A 20174-nucleotide genomic window follows, 5' to 3' on the forward strand; every position below is an offset into this window, starting at 1 on the left:
CCAAGGGGAGGAACGCGGTCACGCTACGGTGCTAGCTGTGACTGCTGAGCTGGGTGTGGATTCGGAGGTCGGTCGGCTGCGGGTGGCGATCCTGCACCGACCCGGTCCGGAATTGCAGCGGCTGACCCCGCGCAACAACGACCGGCTGCTCTTCGACGGTCTGCCGTGGGTGGCGCGCGCGCAGGAAGAACACGACAACTTCGCCGCACTGCTGCGCTCCCGGGGGGTCGAGGTCCTGCTGCTCGGCGATCTGGTGGCCGAAGCGCTGCACAGCGGCGCGGCCCGGATGCACGGCATTTCCGCGGCGGTGGACAGCCACCGGCTGGGACCGCCGCTGGCGCAGGAACTGTCGGCATACCTGCGCACCCTGGAACCGGCCGAGCTGGCACATGTCCTGATGGCGGGGATGACATTCGCCGAACTTCCGTTGCCGCACAACGAATCCTCGTTGGTGCGCCGATTGCACCACGGCGCCGACTTCGTCATCGACCCGCTGCCCAACCTGCTGTTCACCCGCGATTCGTCGTTCTGGATCGGTCCCCGGGTGGTGATCACCTCGCTCGCGCTCTCGGCGCGGATGCGGGAGTCGTCGTTGACCGACCTGGTGTACGCGCACCATCCGCGATTCCGCGGCGTCCGGCGCGCCTTCGAGTCACGGTCGGCGCCGGTGGAGGGTGGCGACGTGTTGCTGCTGGCCCCCGGAGTGGTGGCCGTCGGGGTGGGGGAGCGGACCACACCGGCGGGCGCGGAATCGTTGGTGCGCAGCCTCTTCGACGACCAATTGGCGCACACCGTGCTGGCGGTGGCCATCGGGCGCGGGCGCGAACAGATGCACCTCGACACCATCTGCACCATGGTCGACACCGACGCCGTCGTGATGAATCCCGACATCGCCGATTCCCTCACCGCGGTCACCGTGCACCGGTCGCAGGCCGGTCTGGACATCTCCGCGGAACGGCCGTTCGTGGCGGCGGCCGCCGAGGCCATGGGCATCCCCGAGCTCCGGGTGATCGGCACCGGACTGGATCCCGTCATCGCCGGCCGCGAACAGTGGGACGACGGCAACAACACCCTCGCGCTGGCCCCCGGGGTCGTCGTCGCCTATGAGCGCAACGCGCAAACCAATGCGCGCCTGGAGGATTCGGGTATCGAGGTGCTGCGGCTCGCGGCGTCGGAGCTGGCGACCGGTCGGGGCGGACCACGCGGAATGTCGTGCCCCATCGCCAGGGACGCGCTGTAACGGCGGGTCAACGCCAGGACGGCAGCCAGATCTCCATGTTCCAGGTCTGCTGCGAGATCGGCATTCCGGTCAGCACGGGGAACAGCCACACGAAATTCGTGATGACCAGCGCCACGTACAAACACACCGCGAGTGTGCCGAGGGTGCGCCGTTCCGGACCCTGGCCGGGCCGGTAGAGAATGTCGCCACAGATCAGGGCGATCGCCATCACCAGGAACGGCGCCATGGCCACGGCGTAGAAGAAATACATCTGACGGTCGATGTCGCCGAACCACGGCAACCAGCCGGCGCCGTAACCCACGAGCACCACCGCATATCGCCAATCCCGCCGCGCCACGACCCGCCAGGCGCTGTACAGCAGGACGGGCACCGCCAGCCACCACATTGCCGGAGTGCCCACCAGCAGCACGGCCTTCACGCAGGACTGCGCGCCGCAGCCGGCCACATTCTGCTGGTCGATCGCGTAGAGCACCGGCCGCAACGACATCGGCCACAGCCACGGTTTGGATTCCCACGGGTGGTGATTGCCGGCCGAATTGGTGAGCCCGGAATGGAAGTCGTAGGCCTTGGCCGTGTAGTGCCACAACGAGCGGATCGCGTCTGGCGGCTGGTACCAGGCGCGCGGGCCGATCGAGTGCCCCACCTCGTAGCGGTCCACCCCGGTCTCGGAGGCGAACCACATCGAGTACGACGCCAGATAGACCCCGAAGGGGATCAGCACGAGCGCGTACAGCGCCGGACCGACATCGCGGCGCAGTGCACCCAGCCAGGGCCGCGGCACCCGGTACTGGCGGCGCGCGACGACGTCCATCGCCACCGACATCAGGCCGAAGAACACCACGAAGTACAGACCGGACCACTTTGTGGCACAGGCCATTCCGAGCAGCACACCCGCACCGAAACGCCACCAGCGCACGCCGAGGCGCGGCCCCCAGTCGGTCTCGTCGATCCGGCCGTCGAGCAGAGCGATGTGCAGCCGGGCCCGGACGTCGTCGCGGTCCACGATCAGCGCGCCGAATGCCGCGACGATGAAGAACACCTGGACGCCGTCGAGCAGGGCGGTGCGCGACGCGACGAACGTGACGCCGTCGGCGATCAGCAACAGCCCCGCGATGCCGCCGATCAGCGTGGAGCGGCTGATCCGGCGCACCGTGCGGGCCACGATGGCGACCATGACCACACCGAGCAGCGCGACGCTGAACCGCCAGCCGAAGCCGTTGTAGCCGAAGACCGCCTCGCCGATCGCGATCAACTGTTTGCCCAGGGGCGGATGCACCACCAGGCCGAAGCCCGGGTTGTCCTCGATGCCGGAGTTGTGCAGCATCTGCCAGGCCTGCGGCGCGTAGTGCTTCTCGTCGAAGATCGGCGTGCCGGCGTCGGTGGGCGACTGCAGGTTGAGGAAACGGGTGACGGCGGCCAGCGCGCTCACGACGGCCGTCATGATCCAGCCATTGAGGCGATCGGTGGGCCCGAAATCGGCGACGGGGGCGAGCGGGCCGGGGCTGATCATCGGTGCGGCGCGCTCCGGGGCAGCGGTGGGAGCGGTCATCGGCGCCCATGTTACGGACCGTAGGCTTGCATTCCATGAATGCCGGCCGACTGTTGCTGGCTGCCACGCCGCTGGGCCAGCCGGGGGACGCCTCGCCCCGCCTCGTCGAGGCGCTCGGTGCGGCCGACATCGTGGCCGCCGAGGACACCCGCCGGGTGCGGACGCTGGCGCAGGCGCTGGGTGTGCGGATCACCGGCCGGATCGTGAGCCTGTTCGACCAGAACGAGGCCGCGCGGGTGCCCGTCCTGGTCGACGAGCTGACCACCGGTGCCACGGTCCTGGCGGTGACGGACGCCGGGATGCCGTCCATCAGCGACCCGGGCTACCGGCTGGTGGTGGCCTGCGTCGAGGCGGGCATCGGGGTGACGTGCCTGCCCGGGCCGTCGGCGGTGACGACGGCGTTGGCCGTGTCCGGGCTGCCCGCCGACCGGTTCTGCTTCGAGGGTTTCGCGCCCCGCAAGCAGGCCGCGCGGCGCAGCTGGCTGGAGTCGCTGGCCGGCGAACAACGCACCTGGGTGTTCTTCGAGTCGCCCCGGCGGCTGGCCGAGTGCCTGGGCGACGCCGTCGAGGTGCTCGGCGCCGAGCGGCGCGCTGCGGTTTGTCGGGAGCTGACGAAGACCCATGAGGAGATCGTCCGCGGCACGTTCGGTGAGCTGGCCGAATGGGCGGCCGGCGGCGTGCTCGGGGAGATCACCGTCGTGGTCGCCGGGGCCCAGCCCCGCGCCGACGTCGAGATGTTGGTGACGCAGGTTCAGGCATTGACCGACGAGGGGATGGGCGTCAAGGATGCGTGTGCGCGGGTGATCGCCGCGAATCCGGGTGCGCCGTCGAGGCGTGAGCTCTACGACGCGGTTCTGCGTTCGCGCCAGGGGTGAGCCCCACGGTGGCCGCGGCCTTGTCGAGGCATTCCTGCCATTCGGTGTCCGGATCGGAATCGGCGGTGATCCCGCCGCCCACCCCGAGCACCGCGCGGCCCGCCGCGTCGAATTCGACCGTGCGGATGGCGACGTTCAGCTCGGTGCCCGCGATTGGTGAGGTCAGCCCGACCGCGCCGCAGTAGACGCCGCGGGAGTGTGGCTCCCATTGTGAAAGAAGTTGGCGGGCACGGTGTTTCGGTGTTCCGGTGACGGATGCCGGTGGAAATGCCGCAGCCAGCACGTCGTGCATCGTCAGGTGGGGATCCACCCGGGCCGACACCGTCGACACCAGATGCCACACCCCGGGCGCGGGTTTGACGGCCAGCAGCTCGGGCACCGTGACCGATCCGATGTCCGCGACGCGACCCAAATCGTTGCGGACCAGGTCGACGATCATGATGTTCTCGGCGACGTCCTTGACGGAGGCCCGCAGCGTGGCCGGGTCGGCGTGCGCGGGCAGGGTGCCCTTGATCGGGCTGGAGGCCAGCGTCGCGCCCGCGCGCCGCAGGAACAGCTCGGGTGACAACGACGCGACCGCGCCCCAGGCGCCTGCCATGTAGGCACCGCGGGCCGGCCCGGTGGCCGCGACGGCGTCGGCGAAGAAGTCCAGGGACGAACCCGTGAGCAGTCCGGTGAACTGCGTGCAGACGCACGCCTGGTAGACCTCGCCCGTCTCGATGGCCGCCAGGCAGGCCCGCACCCCGGTCCGGTGGGCGGTGCGGTCGGGCGGTGTCCAGTCGATGTGCCACGGCCGGGGCCGGGCAGCGGTCTGCATGGCGGCGCGCAACCAATCGGGAATCGTTGCGCCGGTGAGGGATTCGTACCACCATGCGCCGTCCGAGTCGCACCGGAGCACGCAGTCCGTCCATCCGCCGGCCGCCTCGGGTATCCGGGCCCCCGCGCCGTCGGGGTAGGACAGGTAGCCGAACCAGCCACCGCCCACCGACCCGTCCGGGTTGCGCGAGGGTGCGTAGAAGTCCGCTCCGAGCGGAGTGTCGGCGGACCAACACGCACTCTCGGCGCAGGGCTGGGCGGACAGGCTGGGGGCGATGAGGGCCCGCGAGCCGAACCACTCACCGGTCAGGGCCGCCGGCGGTGGCAGACCCGCCCGGGCCGCGGCGGCGCCGACGGCGCGCACCACCCCGGCCGGGCTGCCGAGCAGGCCGAGGGCGTCGATGCGCATCGCATCAGCTTGGCAGATCAGCTCCTACCGGCGCACTCGGCGGGCGACCGTCACCCCCGCCAGCTTCTCCGGGTTGCGCATCGCGTAGAAGTTCGCGATCCGTCCGTCCACGATATCCACACTGACCACACCTTCGAGGTGATCGCCGAGGTAGAGCACCACCGCGGGCGCGTTGTTGTACACCGCGATCTCGGCGCGGCCATCGGGTCCGCCCAACCGGATCAGGCCCAATACCAGGCGGGCGACGTTGTCGGCGCCGGCGACCGGCCGCCGCGCCGCACTGACCTTGCCGTCGCTGTCGGCGGTCCACACCACATCCGGTGCCAGGAGCGCCAGCAGGCCGTCCAGGTCCCCGGTGGACGCGGCCGCGAAGAACCGCAGCGTCACCTCCATCGACTGTTGCGGGTCGGCGGGTGCGAAGCGTCGCCGCCGGGCCTGCACGTGCTCGCGGGACCGATGCGCAATCTGGCGCACCGCGGCGGTGGATTTCCCTACGGCCGCGGCGATCTCGTCGTAGTCGAATCCGAATACCTCGCGCAGGACGAACACCGCGCGTTCGTCCGGGCCCAGCGTCTCGAGCACCACCATCATCGCCATCGACACCGAATCGGCCAGCACCATGTCGTCGGCCGGATCGGATTCGTCGAGCAGCAACGGTTCGGGCAGCCACGGCCCGACGTACGTTTCGCGGCGACGCGCGGTCGCGCGCAGCGCGTTGAGCGCCTGACGGGTGACCAGCCGCGCCAGATACGCCTTGGTGTCCTGGACCTTCGACAGCTCGACGTCGGCCCAGCGCAGGTAGCTCTCCTGCAGCACATCGTCGGATTCGGTTGCGCTGCCGAGGATTTCGTAGGCGATGGTGAACAGCAGAGGGCGCAGCGCGGTGAACCGGCCCGCGTGTTCGTCGGGCGTCATCGCGCTATCGCTGTCGCACTGGGCGCCGCCAGTCGATCCCGCCGCCAGCCGCTCTTGAACCAGGTGTACGCGCCGGGTTCGGCGGCTTCGCGCCGCAGCGCCGCCACGGTGTAGTGGCAGATCTTCTCCTTGACGAAGGCCGCGGTTCGTCCGCCGAGGTACAGCGAGCGCGGGCGGTCATCGGCGTGGGCGAACTGAACGGTCCCAGCCGTGCGGCCCAGGCTGATGCATTGCGATGCGAACGCCTGGTTCAGCACCGCCGGTTCGGCGCCCGCGATGCGGGCGAGCACGGTCTGCGCGGCCTGGGCGCCCATCGGCATCGCGGCCTGGCAGCTCATCCGCAGTGGCAGCCCGGAGGGCGCCGCGGCATCCCCGGCCGCCACGATGCGTGGGTCGTCGATGCTGGTCAGCGTCTCATCGGTGCGCAACCGGCCCAGCTCATCGGTGCTCAGCCCGCTGACCGCGGCCAGACCAGGCACGCCGAAGCCCGCGGTCCACACCGTTGCCGCACTGGGCAGCGTCCGGCCGTCCGACAACGTCACGTGGCCGTCGGCGACGGTGCAGACCTCGACGGCGCCGACGACGTCGACCCCGAGAGCGTGTAGTCGCTTGGCCACCGACCGGCGCCCTGATGGCGCCAGCGAGGGCCCGAGCGTGCCGACCAGGCTGACCGTGCGGCCCTCGCCAGCGAGTTCGGCCGCGGTCTCGATGCCGGTCAGGCCGGCGCCGACCACGACGACGGGAGCCCCGGGCGGCAGTTCGGCGAGCCGGTCCCGCAGCCGCTGCGCGTCCTCGAGTTCGGAAAGGCCGTAGGCGAATTCGGGCACCGCACCGGTGCTGCCCACCGCGTAGATCAGATAGTCGTAGCCGACCTGGTCGCCCGAGGCCAACAGGATTCGCCGGCCCGGCACGTCGATCCGTTCGGCGGCGTCCATCACCAGGCGGACGCCGGGGCCCAGGACGTCGGCGTAGCGCAGCGTCGCGGTGTGATTGGCCGCGGCCAGCTGATGCAGCCGGATCCGCTCGACGAACTCGGGCCGCGGGTTGATCAGGGTGACATCGGCGCGGCGCTGCAACCGGTTGGCCGCCAGCACACCGGCATAACCCCCGCCGATGACGACGACGTGGGTGTTCTTCTCGGCCATGGTGTCTCCTTCTGTCGGGGTTGTGCCCTACAGACACCGCCGACCACCGCCGTGTGACAGAACCGCCCGCAAATGTGGTTCACATCACGCCGGGGCGTCAGATGACGCCCAGCGCCGCCATCGCGTCGGCCACGCGGATGAAGCCGGCGATGTTCGCCCCGACCAGGTAGTTGCCGGGCTGTTCGTACTCGTCGGCCACGGTCAGGCAGCGGTCGTGGATGCGCCGCATGATCTTGGCCAGCCGGTCCTCGGTGTCGCGGAACGTCCACGAGTCGCGGGAGGCGTTCTGCTGCATCTCCAGCGCGCTGGTGGCCACGCCGCCGGCGTTGGCCGCCTTGCCCGGCGCAAACGTCACTTTGGCGTCGGCGAACAGCTTGACCGCCTCCGGCGTGCACGGCATGTTGGCGCCCTCGGCCACGATCTGGCAGCCCTGCCGAATCAGCGATTCGGCATGGGCGGCGGTCAGCTCGTTCTGGGTTGCGCACGGCAACGCGATGTCGCAGCCCAATTCCCACACGCTACGGTCGGCCACGAAGATCGCGCTCTTCCGGGCGTCGGCGTAGTCGGCGATCCGCCCTCGGTTGATCTCCTTGATCTCCTGGAGCAGTTCCACGTCCACGCCGGACTCGTCGACGATGTAGCCCGTCGAGTCCGAGCAGCCGATCACCGTGCCGCCGAGTTTCTGGACCTTGTCGATGGCGTAGATCGCCACGTTGCCCGACCCGGACACCACCACCTTCTTGCCGTTGAAACTCTGCCCGGTGCTGTGCAGGATCTCCTCGACGAAGAACACCGTGCCGTAGCCGGTGGCCTCGGTGCGCACCTGTGAGCCACCCCAGGTGAGCCCCTTACCGGTCAGGGCACCGGATTCGTACTGGTTGGTGATCCGCTTGTACTGACCGAACAGGTAACCGATCTCGCGGGTACCCACGCCGATGTCGCCGGCGGGCACGTCGGTGTATTCGCCGATGTGCCGGTACAACTCGGTCATGAAGGACTGGCAGAAGCGCATCACCTCGCCGTCCGAGCGGCCCTTCGGGTCGAAGTCCGACCCGCCCTTGCCGCCGCCGATCGGCATGCCGGTCAGCGAGTTCTTGAAAATCTGTTCGAAGCCGAGGAATTTCACGATGCCCAGGTAGACCGACGGGTGGAAGCGCAGGCCGCCCTTGTACGGTCCGAGCGCGGAATTGAACTCCACCCGGAAGCCGCGGTTCACCTGGACGACGCCGGCGTCGTCGACCCATGGCACCCGGAAGATGATCTGCCGCTCCGGTTCGCACAACCGGCGGATGATCGCGCTGTCGGCGTACTCCGGGTGCTTGGCCACCACCGGTCCGAGGCTGTGCAAGACCTCGTAGACAGCCTGGTGGAACTCCACCTCGCCGCCGTTGCGGCGGATCACCTCGTCGTAGATGTTCTCCAGCTTCGGGTGCAAGGCGTCGTTCTCGGTATCCGCCATTGGTTCCTCGACTCACTCCGCCTGATACCGGGGGAACACCCCGGCGGGTTCGGGTAGCGCGGTGCCCGGTGTCAGGCGATTCCCCACCGCGCGGAAATCTCGTTGTGCGGCGGGCTGACCCAGCAGATCGAGCAGCTTGCCCGCCGACGTGGGCATCACCGGTTGCACCAGCAGGGCGGCGATCCGGACCGCCTCCAGCGTGGTGTACAGGACGGTGCCGAAGCGCTGCTGGGCGTCGGCGGCCTCCGACTTGCGCAGCACCCAGGGTTCCTGCGCCGAGAAGTACCGGTTGGCTGCCCCGAGCATTTGCCAGATGGCCTCCAGGGCCAGATGCATGGCCTGATTGTCGAAGTGGCCGCGCACCGTCTCCAGGAGTGCGTCGGCCTGCGCGAGCAGCGCGGCGTCGGCGTCGGTGAATTCGCCCGGGGCGGGGACGATTCCGTCCAGGTTCTTGGCCACCATGGACAGGCTGCGCTGGGCCAGGTTCCCGAACTCGTTGGCCAGATCGGCGTTGATCCGGCCGATGATCGCGTCCTCGCTGTAGCTGCCGTCCTGGCCGAACGGCACCTCGCGCAGGAAGAAATAGCGCACCGCGTCGAGGCCGAATGCATCGACCAGATCGACCGGATCGACGACGTTGCCCACCGACTTGCTCATCTTCTCCCCGCGGTTCAGCACGAAGCCGTGCACGAAAACCCTTCGGGGGAGCGCGATTCCGGCCGACATCAGGAAGGCTGGCCAGTACACGGTGTGGAACCGGATGATGTCCTTGCCGATCATGTGCAGATCGGCCGGCCAATACCGTTGGAACGCAGCGGAATCGGTGTCGGGGTAGCCCACTCCGGTGAGGTAGTTGGTCAGCGCGTCCACCCAGACGTACATCACATGATCGGGGTGGCCGGGCACCGGCACCCCCCAGTCGAAGGTCGTGCGGGAGATGGACAGATCGATCAGGCCACGGGAGACGAAGCTGACCACCTCGTTGCGGCGCACCTCCGGCGCGATGAACTCCGGGTGATCGCGGTAGTGCGCGAGCAGTCGATCGGCGTAGGCGGACAACTTGAAGAAGTAGGTCTGTTCCTCGGTCCAGGTCACCGCCGTGCCCGTCTCGGTGGCGATCCGGCTGCCGTCCGCGGTCACCTCCGTCTCGTCCTCGGCGAAGAACCGCTCGTCGCGTACCGAGTACCAGCCCACATAGCTGCCCAGATAGATGTCACCGGAATCCGACATCGCCTGCCAGATCGCTTTGGACGCCTCGTAGTGGTCCGCGTCGGAGGTCCGGATGAACCGGTCGAACGAGATGCCGAGCTTTTCCTGCAGACGCTGGAACACATCGGAGTTGCGCCGCGCCAGGTCGGCGGTGGGAATGCCCTCGGCCTCGGCGGTCTGGGCCATCTTCAGGCCGTGCACGTCCGTGCCGGTCAGGAAGCGCACGTCGAAGCCGTCGAGTCGCTTGAACCGGGCGATGGCATCGGTGGCGATGTATTCGTAGGCGTGCCCGACATGGGGTGCACCGTTGGGGTAGGCGATCGCCGTGGTCACGTAGAACTTCTGCTGGGTCATGAGGGCTACAACTCTATTGTTTCGTGGTGAGCTCCAAACGGCCCCCACCGCCCCCGCCCGAACCGCTGGGCCCGCTCGTCGACGCCCACACCCATCTGGATGCGTGCGGTGCCGTCGACGCCGCCGACGTGGCCACGATCCTGGACCGCGCCGAGTCCGTCGGGGTGACGGCGGTGGTGACGATCGCCGACGATCTGGACGCGGCGCAATGGGCGGTGCGGGCCGCGCACTGGGATCGACGGGTGTACGCCGCCGTCGCGCTGCATCCGACCCGGGCCGACGCGCTGGACGCCGACGCCGAGGCCACCCTGGCGGCACTGGCGACCGATCCGCGCGTCGTCGCGGTGGGGGAGACCGGGATCGACCTGTACTGGCCCGGACGACTCGACGGCTGCGCCGAACCCGCGCGTCAGCGGGAGGCCTTCGCCTGGCACATCGACCTGGCCAAGCGGGTCGGCAAGCCACTGATGATCCACAACCGCGACGGCGACGACATGGTGCTCGACGTACTGCGGGCCGAGGGAGCTCCCGACGCGGTGATCTTCCATTGCTTCTCGTCCGGGCCGGAGATGGCGCGGGTGTGCGTCGACGCCGGCTGGTACCTGAGCCTGTCGGGTTCGGTGAGCTTCCGGAACGCGCACGCGCTGCGCGAAGCGGCCCGACTGATCCCGGACGATCAGCTGCTGGTGGAGACGGATGCGCCGTTCCTGACCCCGCATCCGTACCGGGGTGCGCCCAACGAGCCGTACTGCCTGCCCTACACCGTGCGCGCACTCGCCGAACTGCGGGACCGGCCTGCGGGCGACGTTGCGGCCGCCGCTTCAGCAACCGCCCGGAAGGTGTATGCGCTGGATTAAGCGTGTGTTGAGAGTCGAGCCGCCAGCTTGCTGCGACACAGTCAACTTCTTTACCATCTTGTGATCAATCAAGAGGCCCCGGTGGGGCCGATACGCGCATGAAGAGCTGTGGGTACCGACGTTGAACATCATCACCAAACTGCACCAGTCCAGGTCGCCGCTCCTGCGGGCGGTGACCGCGGCGACGCTCGTCGCACTCGGTGCCTCCGGTGGGTACGCCGTCGGCGCGCACAAGACCGTGACGCTCGAGGTCGACGGCGCATCGCAGACCATCACCACCATGAAGTCCCGCGTGATCGACATCGTCCGGGAGAGCGGGTTCCAGGTGGGCGATCGCGACGACATCTACCCCGCGGCCGACCAGCAGGTCGGTGACAGTCAGACGATCGTGCTGCGGCGCAGCCGGCCGTTGGACATCTCGCTGGACGGACAGGGCACCAAGCAGGTCTGGACCACGGCCTCCACGGTCGACGAGGCCCTGGCGCAGCTGGCCATGACCGACACCGCTCCCGCCACCGCCTCGCGCGGCACCCGCGTCCCGCTGGCGGGGATGGCCCTGCCGGTGGTCAGCGCCAAGACCGTCTCGATCGACGACGGCGGCGTCGCCAGCACCGTGCGGCTGGCCGCCCCCGACGTCGGGGCACTGCTGGCCGCAGCCGGGGCGCCGCTGCTGCAGCAGGACACCGTCGTCCCACCGGCATCTTCCCCGGTCACCCCGGGTATGCAGATCCACGTGACCCGGGTGCGCGTGAACAAGGTGACCGAGCGTCAACCGCTGATCCCGAACGCTCAGCGCATCGAGGATCCGACGATGAACATCAGCCGCCAGGTGGTCGAGGACCCCGGCACACCCGGCGTCCAGGACGTCACGTTCAGCGTGGCCACGGTCAATGGCGTCGAAACGGGCCGGCTGCCGGTCGCCAACGTGGTGGTCACGCCCGCGCGGGATTCGGTCCTGCGGGTGGGCAGCAAACCCGGTACCGAGGTGCCGCCGGTGAGCAACGGCGGAGCCTGGGACGCCCTGGCGCAGTGCGAATCGGGCGGGAATTGGGCCATCAATACAGGTAACGGTTTTTACGGTGGCGTTCAATTTGACCAAAACACCTGGGAAAGACAGGGGGGCCTGCGCTATGCTTCTCGGGCAGACCTGGCAACCCGTGAAGAACAGATCGCGATCGCGACCGTGACACAAGCCAGCCAGGGTTGGGGAGCATGGCCAGTGTGTAGTGGAAGAGTAGGTGTGCGATGACGATCCGGCTGCTCGGGCGCACCGAGATCAGGAATCTGGCGCGGGAATTGGATTTCCGGCCGCGTAAGTCGTTGGGGCAGAACTTCGTCCACGACGCCAACACCGTCCGCCGGATCGTGTCGGCCTCGAGCATCAACAAGTCCGACTCGGTGATCGAGGTCGGGCCGGGCCTGGGGTCCCTGACACTGGGTCTGCTGGACCGGGGTGCCAACGTCACCGCCGTCGAGATCGATCCCGTTCTGGCGCAACGCCTTCCGCGTACCATCGCGGAGCATTCGCACAGCGAGATCCATCGCCTGACGGTGCTCAACCAGGACATCCTGACCCTGCGTCAGGCCGACCTGGAGACGCCGCCCACCGCTCTGGTCGCCAACCTGCCGTACAACATCGCCGTCCCGGCGCTGCTGCACCTGCTGGCCGAATTCCCGAGTATCCGGACCGTCATGGTCATGGTTCAGGCGGAGGTCGCCGAGCGGCTGGCGGCCGAGCCGGGCAGCAAAGAGTACGGCGTGCCCTCAGTTAAGGCCCGGTTCTACGGGCGGGTCCGCCGCTACGGAATGGTTTCACCGACCGTTTTCTGGCCGATCCCGCGCGTCTACTCGGGGCTGGTGCGCATCGACCGGTACGACACTTCACCGTGGCCCACCGAGCAAGGTTTCCGGGATCAGGTCTTCGAGCTCATCGACATCGCCTTCGCGCAACGCCGCAAGACGTCGAGGAACGCCTTCCTGGAGTGGGCGGGATCGGGCAACGAGTCGGCCAGCCGGCTGCTGGCCGCCAGCATCGACCCGGCCCGGCGTGGCGAAACGCTGTCGGTCGTCGAGTTCGTCCGGCTGCTGCAGCGTTCCGGTGAGTCCGAGCAGGCGCACCAGCACACGCCGTCGCTGTAATCGCGGTTCACCTGGACCGCATCCGTCGGCACCGCACGGTTAGTCTCGTGCGGTGACGGCGTCCGACGGCAATACCGCTCCCGAATGGGTGCCCACCGGGTCGGTGACGGTGCGGGTCCCGGGCAAGGTGAATCTGTATCTGGCCGTCGGCGACCGCCGCGACGACGGCTTTCACGAACTGACCACCGTCTTCCACGCGGTCTCGCTGTTCGACGAGATCACCGTGCGCACCGCCGACGTGATGTCACTGGACGTCGTCGGCGAGGGCGCCGGCGAGCTGCCCGTCGACGGGCGGAATCTGGCCTGGCAGGCCGCCGAGCTCATCGCCGACCACCTGGGCCGCGCTCCGGATGTCGCCATCACCATCGAGAAGGCGATCCCCGTCGCCGGCGGGATGGCCGGCGGCAGCGCCGACGCGGCCGCGGTGCTGGTGGCCATCAATGCGCTCTGGGAGCAGGGGGTACCCCGGCGCGATCTGCATGCGCTGGCCGCGCAGCTGGGCAGTGATGTGCCGTTCGCCCTGCACGGCGGCACCGCGCTGGGAACCGGCCGCGGTGAAGAGCTGGCCACGGTGCTGGCCCGCAACACGTTCCACTGGGTGCTGGCGTTCGGCCGCGGCGGCCTGTCGACCGCCAAGGTGTTCGCCGAGATCGACGAGCTGCGCGCCGCCGGTGACCCCCCGCGGCTCGCGGAGGTCGAGCCGGTGCTGGCCGCGCTGGCCACCGGGGATCCGACGGCGTTGGCCCCGCTGCTCGGCAACGAGCTGCAGGCCGCGGCCCTGAGCCTGGACCCGGAGCTGCGTCGCACGCTGCGCGCCGGCACCGAGGCGGGTGCCCTGGCCGGAATCGTGTCCGGGTCCGGTCCGACCTGTGCGTTCCTGTGTCCATCGGCCGCGGCGGCGGTGCAGGTGGGCTCGGAACTGGCCGGTGCCGGCGTCTGCCGAACGGTACGGGTGGCCAGTGGGCCGGTGCACGGCGCGCGCGTAGTGCCCGCTTCCGGCGCCTGAACCTGTCGCTCGCTCCCGCGAAGGTGCAGCCTTGTGTATTTCGCTCGCCGGAAAATGCATAACGGTGCACGCTCGCCGGTTCAGTTTGTCCAATACTTAAGAGGAGTTTAAGATGGCCGACGGTGAAGAGTCGCGTCGTAGTGAGTTCGTCCATCGGTGACACCGATGGCGCACAGCGTTGTGGCCGCAGTGGCGGCTCTGAGCCAATCCGATACCTAACCGCCGCTCAATTGTGTGCGCGCGCCTTCTTCTGGCAGCCCGGCTTCCGGCGGACCATGGAGAGCGGGATCGCGTCATCGCCCGTAGCAGCGTCGCTCCGGAATCCGAGGAGGTCCGCGTGAGCAGGTTCACGGACAAGATGTATTACAACGCCCGCAACAGCACGAGGGGCATGGTCACGGGAGAGCCGCACGAACCCGTCCGCCACACGTGGGGCGAGGTCCATGAACGTGCCCGGCGCATCGCCGGCGGTCTGGCGGCCGCGGGCATCGGCCCCGGCGACGCCGTCGGCGTCCTCGTCGGTGCTCCCGTGGAGATCGCCCCGACGGCGCAGGCGCTGTGGATGCGCGGCGCCAGCCTGACGATGCTGCACCAACCCACCCCGCGCACCGACCTGGCGGTCTGGGCCGAGGACACCATGAACGTCGTCGGCATGATCGAGGCCAAGGCCGTCATCATCTCCGAGCCGTTCACCGTCGCCGGCCCCGTGCTCGAGGAGAAGGGCGTCCTGGTGCTCTCGGTGCCCGAGCTGCTGGACTCCGAGCCCATCGACCCGGTGGAGACCGGCGAGGACGATCTGGCGCTGATGCAGCTGACGTCCGGTTCGACCGGATCTCCCAAGGCCGTGCACATCACGCACCGCAACATCTACTCCAACGCCGAGGCCATGTTCATCGGCGCGAAGTACGACGTCGACACCGACGTCATGGTCAGCTGGCTGCCGTGCTTCCACGACATGGGCATGGTGGGCTTCCTGACCATCCCGATGTACTTCGGCGCCGAGCTGGTCAAGGTCACACCCATGGACTTCCTGCGCGACACCCTGCTGTGGGCCAAGCTGATCGACAAGTACAAGGGCACCATGACCGCGGCGCCGAACTTCGCCTACGCGCTGTTCGCCAAGCGGCTGCGCAAGCAGGCCGAACCCGGTCAGTTCGACCTGTCCACCCTGCGCTTCGCGCTCTCGGGCGCCGAGCCCGTCGACCCGGCCGACGTCGACGATCTGATCGATGCCGGAAAACCGTTCGGCCTCAAGCCTTCCGCGGTCCTGCCGGCCTACGGCATGGCCGAGACCACGCTGGCGGTGTCGTTCTCCGAGTGCGACGCCGGACTGGTGGTCGACGAGGTGGACGCCGACCTGCTGGCCGCACTGCGCCAGGCGGTCCCGGCCACCAAGGGCAACACCCGCCGGCTGGCCAGCCTCGGCCCGCTGCTCACCGATCTCGAGGCGCGCGTCGTCGACGAGCACGGCAACGTGGCGGGCCCGCGCGGCGTCGGGGTCATCGAGCTCCGCGGCGAATGCGTGACGCCGGGATACACCACCATGGGTGGGTTCATCCCCGCGCAGGATGAGCACGGCTGGTACGACACCGGTGATCTGGGCTACCTGACCGATGCGGGTCACGTCGTGGTGTGTGGTCGCGTCAAGGACGTGATCATCATGGCCGGGCGCAACATCTACCCGACCGACATCGAACGGGCCGCCGGCCGGGTCGCGGGTGTGCGTCCCGGCTGCGCCGTGGCCGTCCGTCTCGACGCCGGACATTCGCGCGAAACCTTCGCTGTCGCAGTCGAATCCAACGACTGGAAGGATCCGGCCGAAGTTCGCCGGATCGAGCATCAGGTGGCGCACGAGGTGGTCGCCGAGGTCGACATGCGGCCCCGCAACGTCGTGGTCCTCGGCCCGGGCACCATCCCGAAGACCCCGTCGGGCAAGCTGCGCCGCGCCAACTCGGTCGCCCTGGTCACCTAGTCTTTCTTGCAGCCAGTTGACCGCTGAGCGTGCGTGTTGGTCCGCCGACACGCCGCCGCCGGTGGACTTCTACGCACACTCGTCGCAGGAGGAAGTACATGACCGTCGTCCGTCGGGCCTCCGTCGCCTTCGCCGCCGTGTTCGTCGCGGTGCTCACCGCTGGACCGGCGGCGGCCGGCGGCCCCGACGGTGTGGTCGAGGACGGCAACATCTCCCGGGCCGTCGGTTCCGGCCTCAGCGGTGGAACGCTCGTGGGTTTCACGGCCACCGGTCCCACCAATGACGCCGCGTCCGCCGCGCTGATCGCCGCCTGCCAGGATGCCGGTGCCCAGCAGTGCAGTTCCGACGAGGTGACCAACGACGTGTTCTGCGTGGTCTCGGTGGGCGCCGACGACGGCAGCGGCATCGTGGCCGGCGGCGCCGGACCGACCGTGGATGCGGCCCGCGACGATGCGTTCCGCAACGTCGGGCGCGCGAACCTGATGCTGGATCCGGCCGCCCGGGTTCTCGCATCGTCCTGCCCTTGAGGGGCGCTTCGAGTCAGGGAGTGAGATTGTGACCATCCGCAGTGCGTGTACGGCGGTAATATTGGCGACGAGTGTGGTTGCGGCTCCGCTGATTTCGTCCCCCGTTGCCGGTGCGCAGCCGACGTGCCAGGACGCCGGCAGCCACATCCGGTGCCAGACGAACGGAAGCGTTTCGATCAAGGCCGTCCCGACCACGCTGGCGCCGAATGTCGCGGACACCATCCCGCGCAACAACAACCGGTCGGGCATCGTCCTGTCCTGGTAGCCGCATGGCGTACTTCGAACGGCTCTCGGAGTCGATGTTCCGGGCGACCGAGCACGTCGGTGGGGCCTGGAACATCGCAGAGCAACACATTGCGCCGTCGTTCGGCCTGCTGGTGCACTGCATCGAGACGGACCGGGACATCCGGCGGTCCGACGGCTCGGTCGTCGGCCGGGTCAGCTTCGACATCCTCGGCACCGTTCCCGTCGGCGTCGTCGAGACCACCGTGGAGGTCCTGCGCGGCGGCCGGACCATCGAACTCGTGCAAGCGACCTTGCGCCACGACGGCAGGACCATCGTCATCGCGCGCGCCTGGTTGATGCAGACCCGGGACACCGCGGCGCTGGCCGGGTCACCGCTGCCCGCCATTCCCGGCCCCGGCGAGATGCCGTCGTGGGATCCCACCACGGTATGGCCGGGCGGCTACATCGCGTCGGCCGAGGTGCGTCGCCTGGACCTGGGGCCGGGCCGGGCGTCGTATTGGGTGCGGACCGCGCAGCCGCTGCTCGAGGGCGAACCGGTGAGCAAACTCGCCTCCGCGGCAACGCTTTTCGACATCGCCAACGGAATGGCGGTGCGGGTGGACCCCACCGAGGTGGCCTACCCCAACCTTGACCTGACCGTCCACCTCTTCGACGAGCCCCGCACCGAATGGCTGGGTTTCGACACCAGCGTTTCGTTCGGGCACAACGGGATCGGGCTCACCCACACGATCCTGCACGACGAACGCGGGCCCGTCGGCTCCGTCTCGCAGATCCTGACCGTCCGGCCCTGAGCCTTCCGCGGCGAGTGTGCATCCATATGTAGATCCGGGCCGAGTATTTGCATATGCATGCACGTTCACGCCGAGGGCGGAGTGAGTCACTACACCGAGAGCACGTGGCCCTCGGTCGCGGGAACCTTCCCGTCCAGCAATGCGGCATAACACTTTTCGATGGCGTGGGCGCCCTTTCCGCGAACCACCGTGAGCCAGGGATCCCGCTCCCGAGTGACCGGCTCCATGAACGCATCCCACGCCGCACCCAGGCGCTGCTGGAATCCGTCGGTGCCCCAGTCGGCCACCCGCTTGGCGCCCTGGGCCGGCGCGAAGAACAGCTCAGATGCGGGCCCGGGGAGGTCGGGCGCGCCGCCGAGGGTGTCCCAGTGGGTGGCGCCGACGGCGCAGTCGTACCGCAGCAGATCGTCCAGGCGCCCGTGCACGGCCTCGCGAACCGTTGCGCTGCCACTGAAATCGACGTAGACCGACTGTCCCAGCCGGACGTTCGCCGCGATCTCGTCATACGTGATGACGTCGTCGTAGCAGCCCAGCGAGCGGGTGAACGCGGCGTTGCCCGGTGAGGTCAGGCCGACGATGGACACCGCCTCGGGTGCGCCGCGCCGTCGGCCGAGGCAGAACGCGGTGCCGTAGGCGGTCTTGCTGGACGCGCTGGCCAGGATGACGGTGCGCGCGCCGAAGAAGTCGTTGTCGGCCAGGAAGTCGTCGATGAGGAACGCCGTGGCGAACAGTGGCCGCAGCAGCGCCTGTTGGGCCTCCCGGTCGGCGCGGTAGCCGGGATCGGTGGCGCAGCGGACGTATTCGTTGTAGATCGGCGGCAGGTCGCGCCGGTGGGCGGAGACGTCGGTGAACCCGCCGGGGTGCACCGGGCCGGCCTGCAGCACCACGTCGTCGGCGATCGGGTAGTAGCCGTAGAAGCGGTCACCCTCGGCGATATCCGCGTTGCGGGATTCGGTGACGGTCCCAAAGCCCCACACCGGGATGCAGCCGGTGGTGGCGTCACCGGTGGGGTAGAAGCGCCAGTAGTTCATGAGGTCGCCGAAGGCCGCGTAGGTGACGTTGTTCGACGTGAGCGCGAACGGGTCGATGCGCAGCCGCACTTGGCCGTCGGTCACGGGTTCGGCGGCCACATCCTCCCAGCGGGTCCGGTGTAGATCGTTGCGCTGGACGACGAGACGTGTGCTCATGTCCCCATCGTCACAGATGGGCACCCGGCTGCTGCCGAGTGTGCACAGAAGTACGTGCCACGCGGCGTGTCGGCGGACCGACACGCCCACTCGGCGGGAAGGCGCGGGTGTTACCAGGCGTGGACGGTGTTCTGGGCGGCCTCGATGCCGAGCTGCACCAGGATCTCGGTGGCGTCGGCGGCCTGCTCGACGATGGTCGGCAGCTCGGCGCGCTCGGTGGCGTTGAACGGCTGCAACACGAACGCCGCCGCATCCTGCCGGCCGGGCGGGCGGCCGATGCCGATCCGGACTCGCTGAAAGTCCTTGCTGCCCAACGCCGATGCCACCGAGCGCAGCCCGTTGTGGCCACCTTCGCCGCCGCCGATCTTCAGCCGGATGCGGCCGAAGTCGATGTCCAGCTCGTCGTGCAGGACGATCACATCACCCGGTGCCAACGAGTAGAACTTGGCCAGCGGTCCGACCTGACGGCCGGATTCGTTCATGTACGTCCGCGGCTTGGCCAGCACCACCGGCCGGCCGGCGAGCTGACCCGTCGCCACCTCGGCACCGGACTTCTTGTGCACCTTGAATGGCGCCCCCAGGCGCGCCGCCAGGACGTCGGCGACCATGAAGCCGACGTTGTGCCGCGTCTTGGCGTAGGTCGGCCCGGGATTACCCAGGCCGACCACCAGCAGCGGTTCGGCCACCGATGGGTGGACTACTCGGCGTCGGCGCCGGCGTCGGCGGCCTCGTCGGCGGCGGGCTCCTCGGCCTCAGCGGGCTCGGTGCCCTCATCGGCACCGGCGCCCTCGGCGTCGAGGTCCTCGGCGGTCGGCGCGACCACGACGTTGACCACCAGCAGCTCGGGATCGGACACCAGGGTGACGCCGGCGGGCAGCGTGAGCTGTCCGGCCAGGATCTGGGTGCCGGCCTCGACGTCCTCGACCGAGATGGTGAGGTGTTCGGGGATGGACAGCGCCTCGGCCTCGATCTCGACGGTGTTGGCGTCCTGGGTCACCAGCGTGCCGGCAGCGGCCTCACCCTCGACGGTGACGGTGACCTCGACGGTGACCTTTTCGCCGCGCCGCACGACCAGCAGGTCGGCGTGCTGGATGTTGCGGCGGATCGGGTGGATCTCGAGCGCCTTGGTCAGCGCCAGCTGCTCGGTGCCCTCGATGTCGAGGACGAGCACGGCGTTGGTGCCCGAGTTGCGCAGCACGGCGGAGAAGTCATGGGCCGGCAGCAGCAGGTGCTGGGGATCGGTGCCGTGGCCGTAGAGGACCGCGGGCACCTGGCCCTCGCGGCGGGCGCGACGGGAGGCACCCTTGCCAGTCTCGGTGCGGACCTTGACGGACAGGTTGTTGCTGGATGCGGCTTTGCTGGCCATTGTTGTTGCTCCTTCGAGGGCCGGTGGTCGATGCACGGCCAGAGCAGAATCCGCGTGACGCGGAAGTCTCCGTCGATAACGGTGGCAGGACCACCCTCGCCGTGACGCCCGA

The 20174-nt window shown here is 69.0% G+C and carries 18 protein-coding genes and 1 pseudogene; 10 read left to right on the forward strand and 9 right to left on the reverse strand.

The annotated features are described in order from the left end of the window. The first annotated feature begins 37 nt into the window (after positions 1-37). A complete protein-coding gene (locus tag U0R18_RS08140) occupies positions 38-1240 on the forward strand; it encodes an arginine deiminase (RefSeq protein WP_526367707.1) in 1203 nt (400 codons plus the stop codon). A gap of 7 nt (positions 1241-1247) precedes the next feature. Here the strand turns inward: U0R18_RS08140 and U0R18_RS08145 are convergent, their stop codons facing one another. Next, on the reverse strand, positions 1248-2789 hold the full coding sequence (locus tag U0R18_RS08145; RefSeq protein ID WP_526367708.1) for a dolichyl-phosphate-mannose--protein mannosyltransferase: 1542 nt from the start codon (positions 2787-2789) through the stop codon (positions 1248-1250). A gap of 35 nt (positions 2790-2824) precedes the next feature. Here U0R18_RS08145 and rsmI point away from each other — a divergent pair, with 35 nt between their 5' ends. After that, a complete protein-coding gene (gene rsmI / locus U0R18_RS08150) occupies positions 2825-3664 on the forward strand; it encodes a 16S rRNA (cytidine(1402)-2'-O)-methyltransferase (RefSeq protein ID WP_526367709.1) in 840 nt (279 codons plus the stop codon). On the opposite strand, the gene U0R18_RS08155 is transcribed toward rsmI, so the two are convergent. The 5 genes from U0R18_RS08155 to metG all read right to left on the reverse strand — a co-directional run bounded on the left by U0R18_RS08155 (position 3570) and on the right by metG (position 9971). Further along, positions 3570-4889 carry an aminodeoxychorismate synthase component I gene (locus tag U0R18_RS08155; RefSeq protein WP_526367710.1) on the reverse strand — a complete coding sequence of 440 codons (1320 nt, stop codon included), beginning with the start codon at positions 4887-4889 and terminating at the stop codon, positions 3570-3572. The genes rsmI and U0R18_RS08155 overlap by 95 nt on opposite strands. A gap of 24 nt (positions 4890-4913) precedes the next feature. Further along, entirely contained in the window at positions 4914-5804 is an 891-nt protein-coding gene (locus U0R18_RS08160; RefSeq protein WP_526367711.1) for an RNA polymerase sigma-70 factor, read from the reverse strand. Next, positions 5801-6949, reverse strand: a complete 1149-nt coding sequence (locus U0R18_RS08165) for an NAD(P)/FAD-dependent oxidoreductase (RefSeq protein WP_526367712.1) — start codon at positions 6947-6949, stop codon at positions 5801-5803. The genes U0R18_RS08160 and U0R18_RS08165 overlap by 4 nt, the downstream gene beginning before the upstream one ends. Positions 6950-7046: 97 nt before the next feature. Then, the gene (gdhA, locus tag U0R18_RS08170) at positions 7047-8408 is read right to left on the reverse strand and encodes an NADP-specific glutamate dehydrogenase (RefSeq protein ID WP_526367713.1); all 1362 of its coding nucleotides are present in this window, start codon (positions 8406-8408) and stop codon (positions 7047-7049) included. A gap of 12 nt (positions 8409-8420) precedes the next feature. Continuing rightward, complete coding sequence (gene metG / locus U0R18_RS08175) at positions 8421-9971, reverse strand: methionine--tRNA ligase (RefSeq protein WP_526367714.1); 1551 nt, start codon at positions 9969-9971, stop codon at positions 8421-8423. Positions 9972-9997: 26 nt separating this feature from the next. On the opposite strand from metG, the gene U0R18_RS08180 reads away from it, so the two are divergent. From U0R18_RS08180 to U0R18_RS08215, 8 genes and pseudogenes are all read left to right on the forward strand, one after another. Then, entirely contained in the window at positions 9998-10828 is an 831-nt protein-coding gene (locus tag U0R18_RS08180; RefSeq protein ID WP_526367715.1) for a TatD family hydrolase, read from the forward strand. A gap of 121 nt (positions 10829-10949) precedes the next feature. Beyond that, a complete protein-coding gene (locus tag U0R18_RS08185) occupies positions 10950-12077 on the forward strand; it encodes a transglycosylase family protein (RefSeq protein WP_526367716.1) in 1128 nt (375 codons plus the stop codon). Further along, positions 12074-13010, forward strand: a pseudogene (gene rsmA, locus U0R18_RS08190) (16S rRNA (adenine(1518)-N(6)/adenine(1519)-N(6))-dimethyltransferase RsmA). Before U0R18_RS08185 ends, rsmA begins: the two are co-directional and overlap by 4 nt. A 9-nt stretch (positions 13011-13019) precedes the next feature. Next, positions 13020-13973, forward strand: coding sequence for a 4-(cytidine 5'-diphospho)-2-C-methyl-D-erythritol kinase (locus U0R18_RS08195; protein WP_526367717.1), 954 nt, complete (start codon positions 13020-13022; stop codon positions 13971-13973). Positions 13974-14310: 337 nt separating this feature from the next. Then, entirely contained in the window at positions 14311-15945 is a 1635-nt protein-coding gene (locus U0R18_RS08200; RefSeq protein WP_526367718.1) for a fatty acyl-AMP ligase, read from the forward strand. A gap of 98 nt (positions 15946-16043) precedes the next feature. Further along, positions 16044-16472 (forward strand): hypothetical protein, encoded by a 429-nt coding sequence (locus U0R18_RS08205; RefSeq protein WP_526367719.1) that lies wholly within the window; start codon positions 16044-16046, stop codon positions 16470-16472. Between the two features lie 28 nt (positions 16473-16500). Continuing rightward, a complete protein-coding gene (locus U0R18_RS08210) occupies positions 16501-16737 on the forward strand; it encodes a hypothetical protein (protein WP_526367720.1) in 237 nt (78 codons plus the stop codon). 4 nt (positions 16738-16741) lie between these two features. After that, the gene (locus U0R18_RS08215; RefSeq protein ID WP_526367721.1) at positions 16742-17509 is read left to right on the forward strand and encodes an acyl-CoA thioesterase domain-containing protein; all 768 of its coding nucleotides are present in this window, start codon (positions 16742-16744) and stop codon (positions 17507-17509) included. A gap of 89 nt (positions 17510-17598) precedes the next feature. Here U0R18_RS08215 and U0R18_RS08220 read toward each other — a convergent pair whose 3' ends face one another. From U0R18_RS08220 to U0R18_RS08230, 3 genes are all read right to left on the reverse strand, one after another. Next, the gene (locus tag U0R18_RS08220) at positions 17599-18696 is read right to left on the reverse strand and encodes a DUF2855 family protein (RefSeq protein ID WP_526367722.1); all 1098 of its coding nucleotides are present in this window, start codon (positions 18694-18696) and stop codon (positions 17599-17601) included. Between the two features lie 110 nt (positions 18697-18806). Further along, positions 18807-19382 (reverse strand): aminoacyl-tRNA hydrolase, encoded by a 576-nt coding sequence (gene pth / locus U0R18_RS08225; protein WP_526367723.1) that lies wholly within the window; start codon positions 19380-19382, stop codon positions 18807-18809. Positions 19383-19393: 11 nt separating this feature from the next. Then, positions 19394-20062: a 50S ribosomal protein L25/general stress protein Ctc gene (locus U0R18_RS08230; protein ID WP_526367724.1), complete on the reverse strand. Its 669-nt coding sequence runs from the start codon at positions 20060-20062 to the stop codon at positions 19394-19396. Positions 20063-20174 lie beyond the last annotated feature (112 nt).

Origin of the sequence: Mycobacterium sp. (assembly GCF_046330795.1) — a bacterium.
In the GTDB taxonomy this organism is placed as follows: domain Bacteria; phylum Actinomycetota; class Actinomycetes; order Mycobacteriales; family Mycobacteriaceae; genus Mycobacterium.

Bases quoted from the DNA above. Each gene is read 5' to 3' on its own strand.
- U0R18_RS08145 (WP_526367708.1), bottom strand. From the start codon at position 2,789: ATGACCGCTCCCACCGCTGCCCCGGAGCGCGCCGCACCGATGATCAGC.
- rsmI (WP_526367709.1), top strand. From the start codon at position 2,825: ATGAATGCCGGCCGACTGTTGCTGGCTGCCACGCCGCTGGGCCAGCCG.
- U0R18_RS08155 (WP_526367710.1), bottom strand. From the start codon at position 4,889: ATGCGCATCGACGCCCTCGGCCTGCTCGGCAGCCCGGCCGGGGTGGTG.
- U0R18_RS08160 (WP_526367711.1), bottom strand. From the start codon at position 5,804: ATGACGCCCGACGAACACGCGGGCCGGTTCACCGCGCTGCGCCCTCTG.
- U0R18_RS08165 (WP_526367712.1), bottom strand. From the start codon at position 6,949: ATGGCCGAGAAGAACACCCACGTCGTCGTCATCGGCGGGGGTTATGCC.
- gdhA (WP_526367713.1), bottom strand. From the start codon at position 8,408: ATGGCGGATACCGAGAACGACGCCTTGCACCCGAAGCTGGAGAACATC.
- metG (WP_526367714.1), bottom strand. From the start codon at position 9,971: ATGACCCAGCAGAAGTTCTACGTGACCACGGCGATCGCCTACCCCAAC.
- U0R18_RS08205 (WP_526367719.1), top strand. From the start codon at position 16,044: ATGACCGTCGTCCGTCGGGCCTCCGTCGCCTTCGCCGCCGTGTTCGTC.
- U0R18_RS08215 (WP_526367721.1), top strand. From the start codon at position 16,742: ATGGCGTACTTCGAACGGCTCTCGGAGTCGATGTTCCGGGCGACCGAG.
- U0R18_RS08220 (WP_526367722.1), bottom strand. From the start codon at position 18,696: ATGAGCACACGTCTCGTCGTCCAGCGCAACGATCTACACCGGACCCGC.
- U0R18_RS08230 (WP_526367724.1), bottom strand. From the start codon at position 20,062: ATGGCCAGCAAAGCCGCATCCAGCAACAACCTGTCCGTCAAGGTCCGC.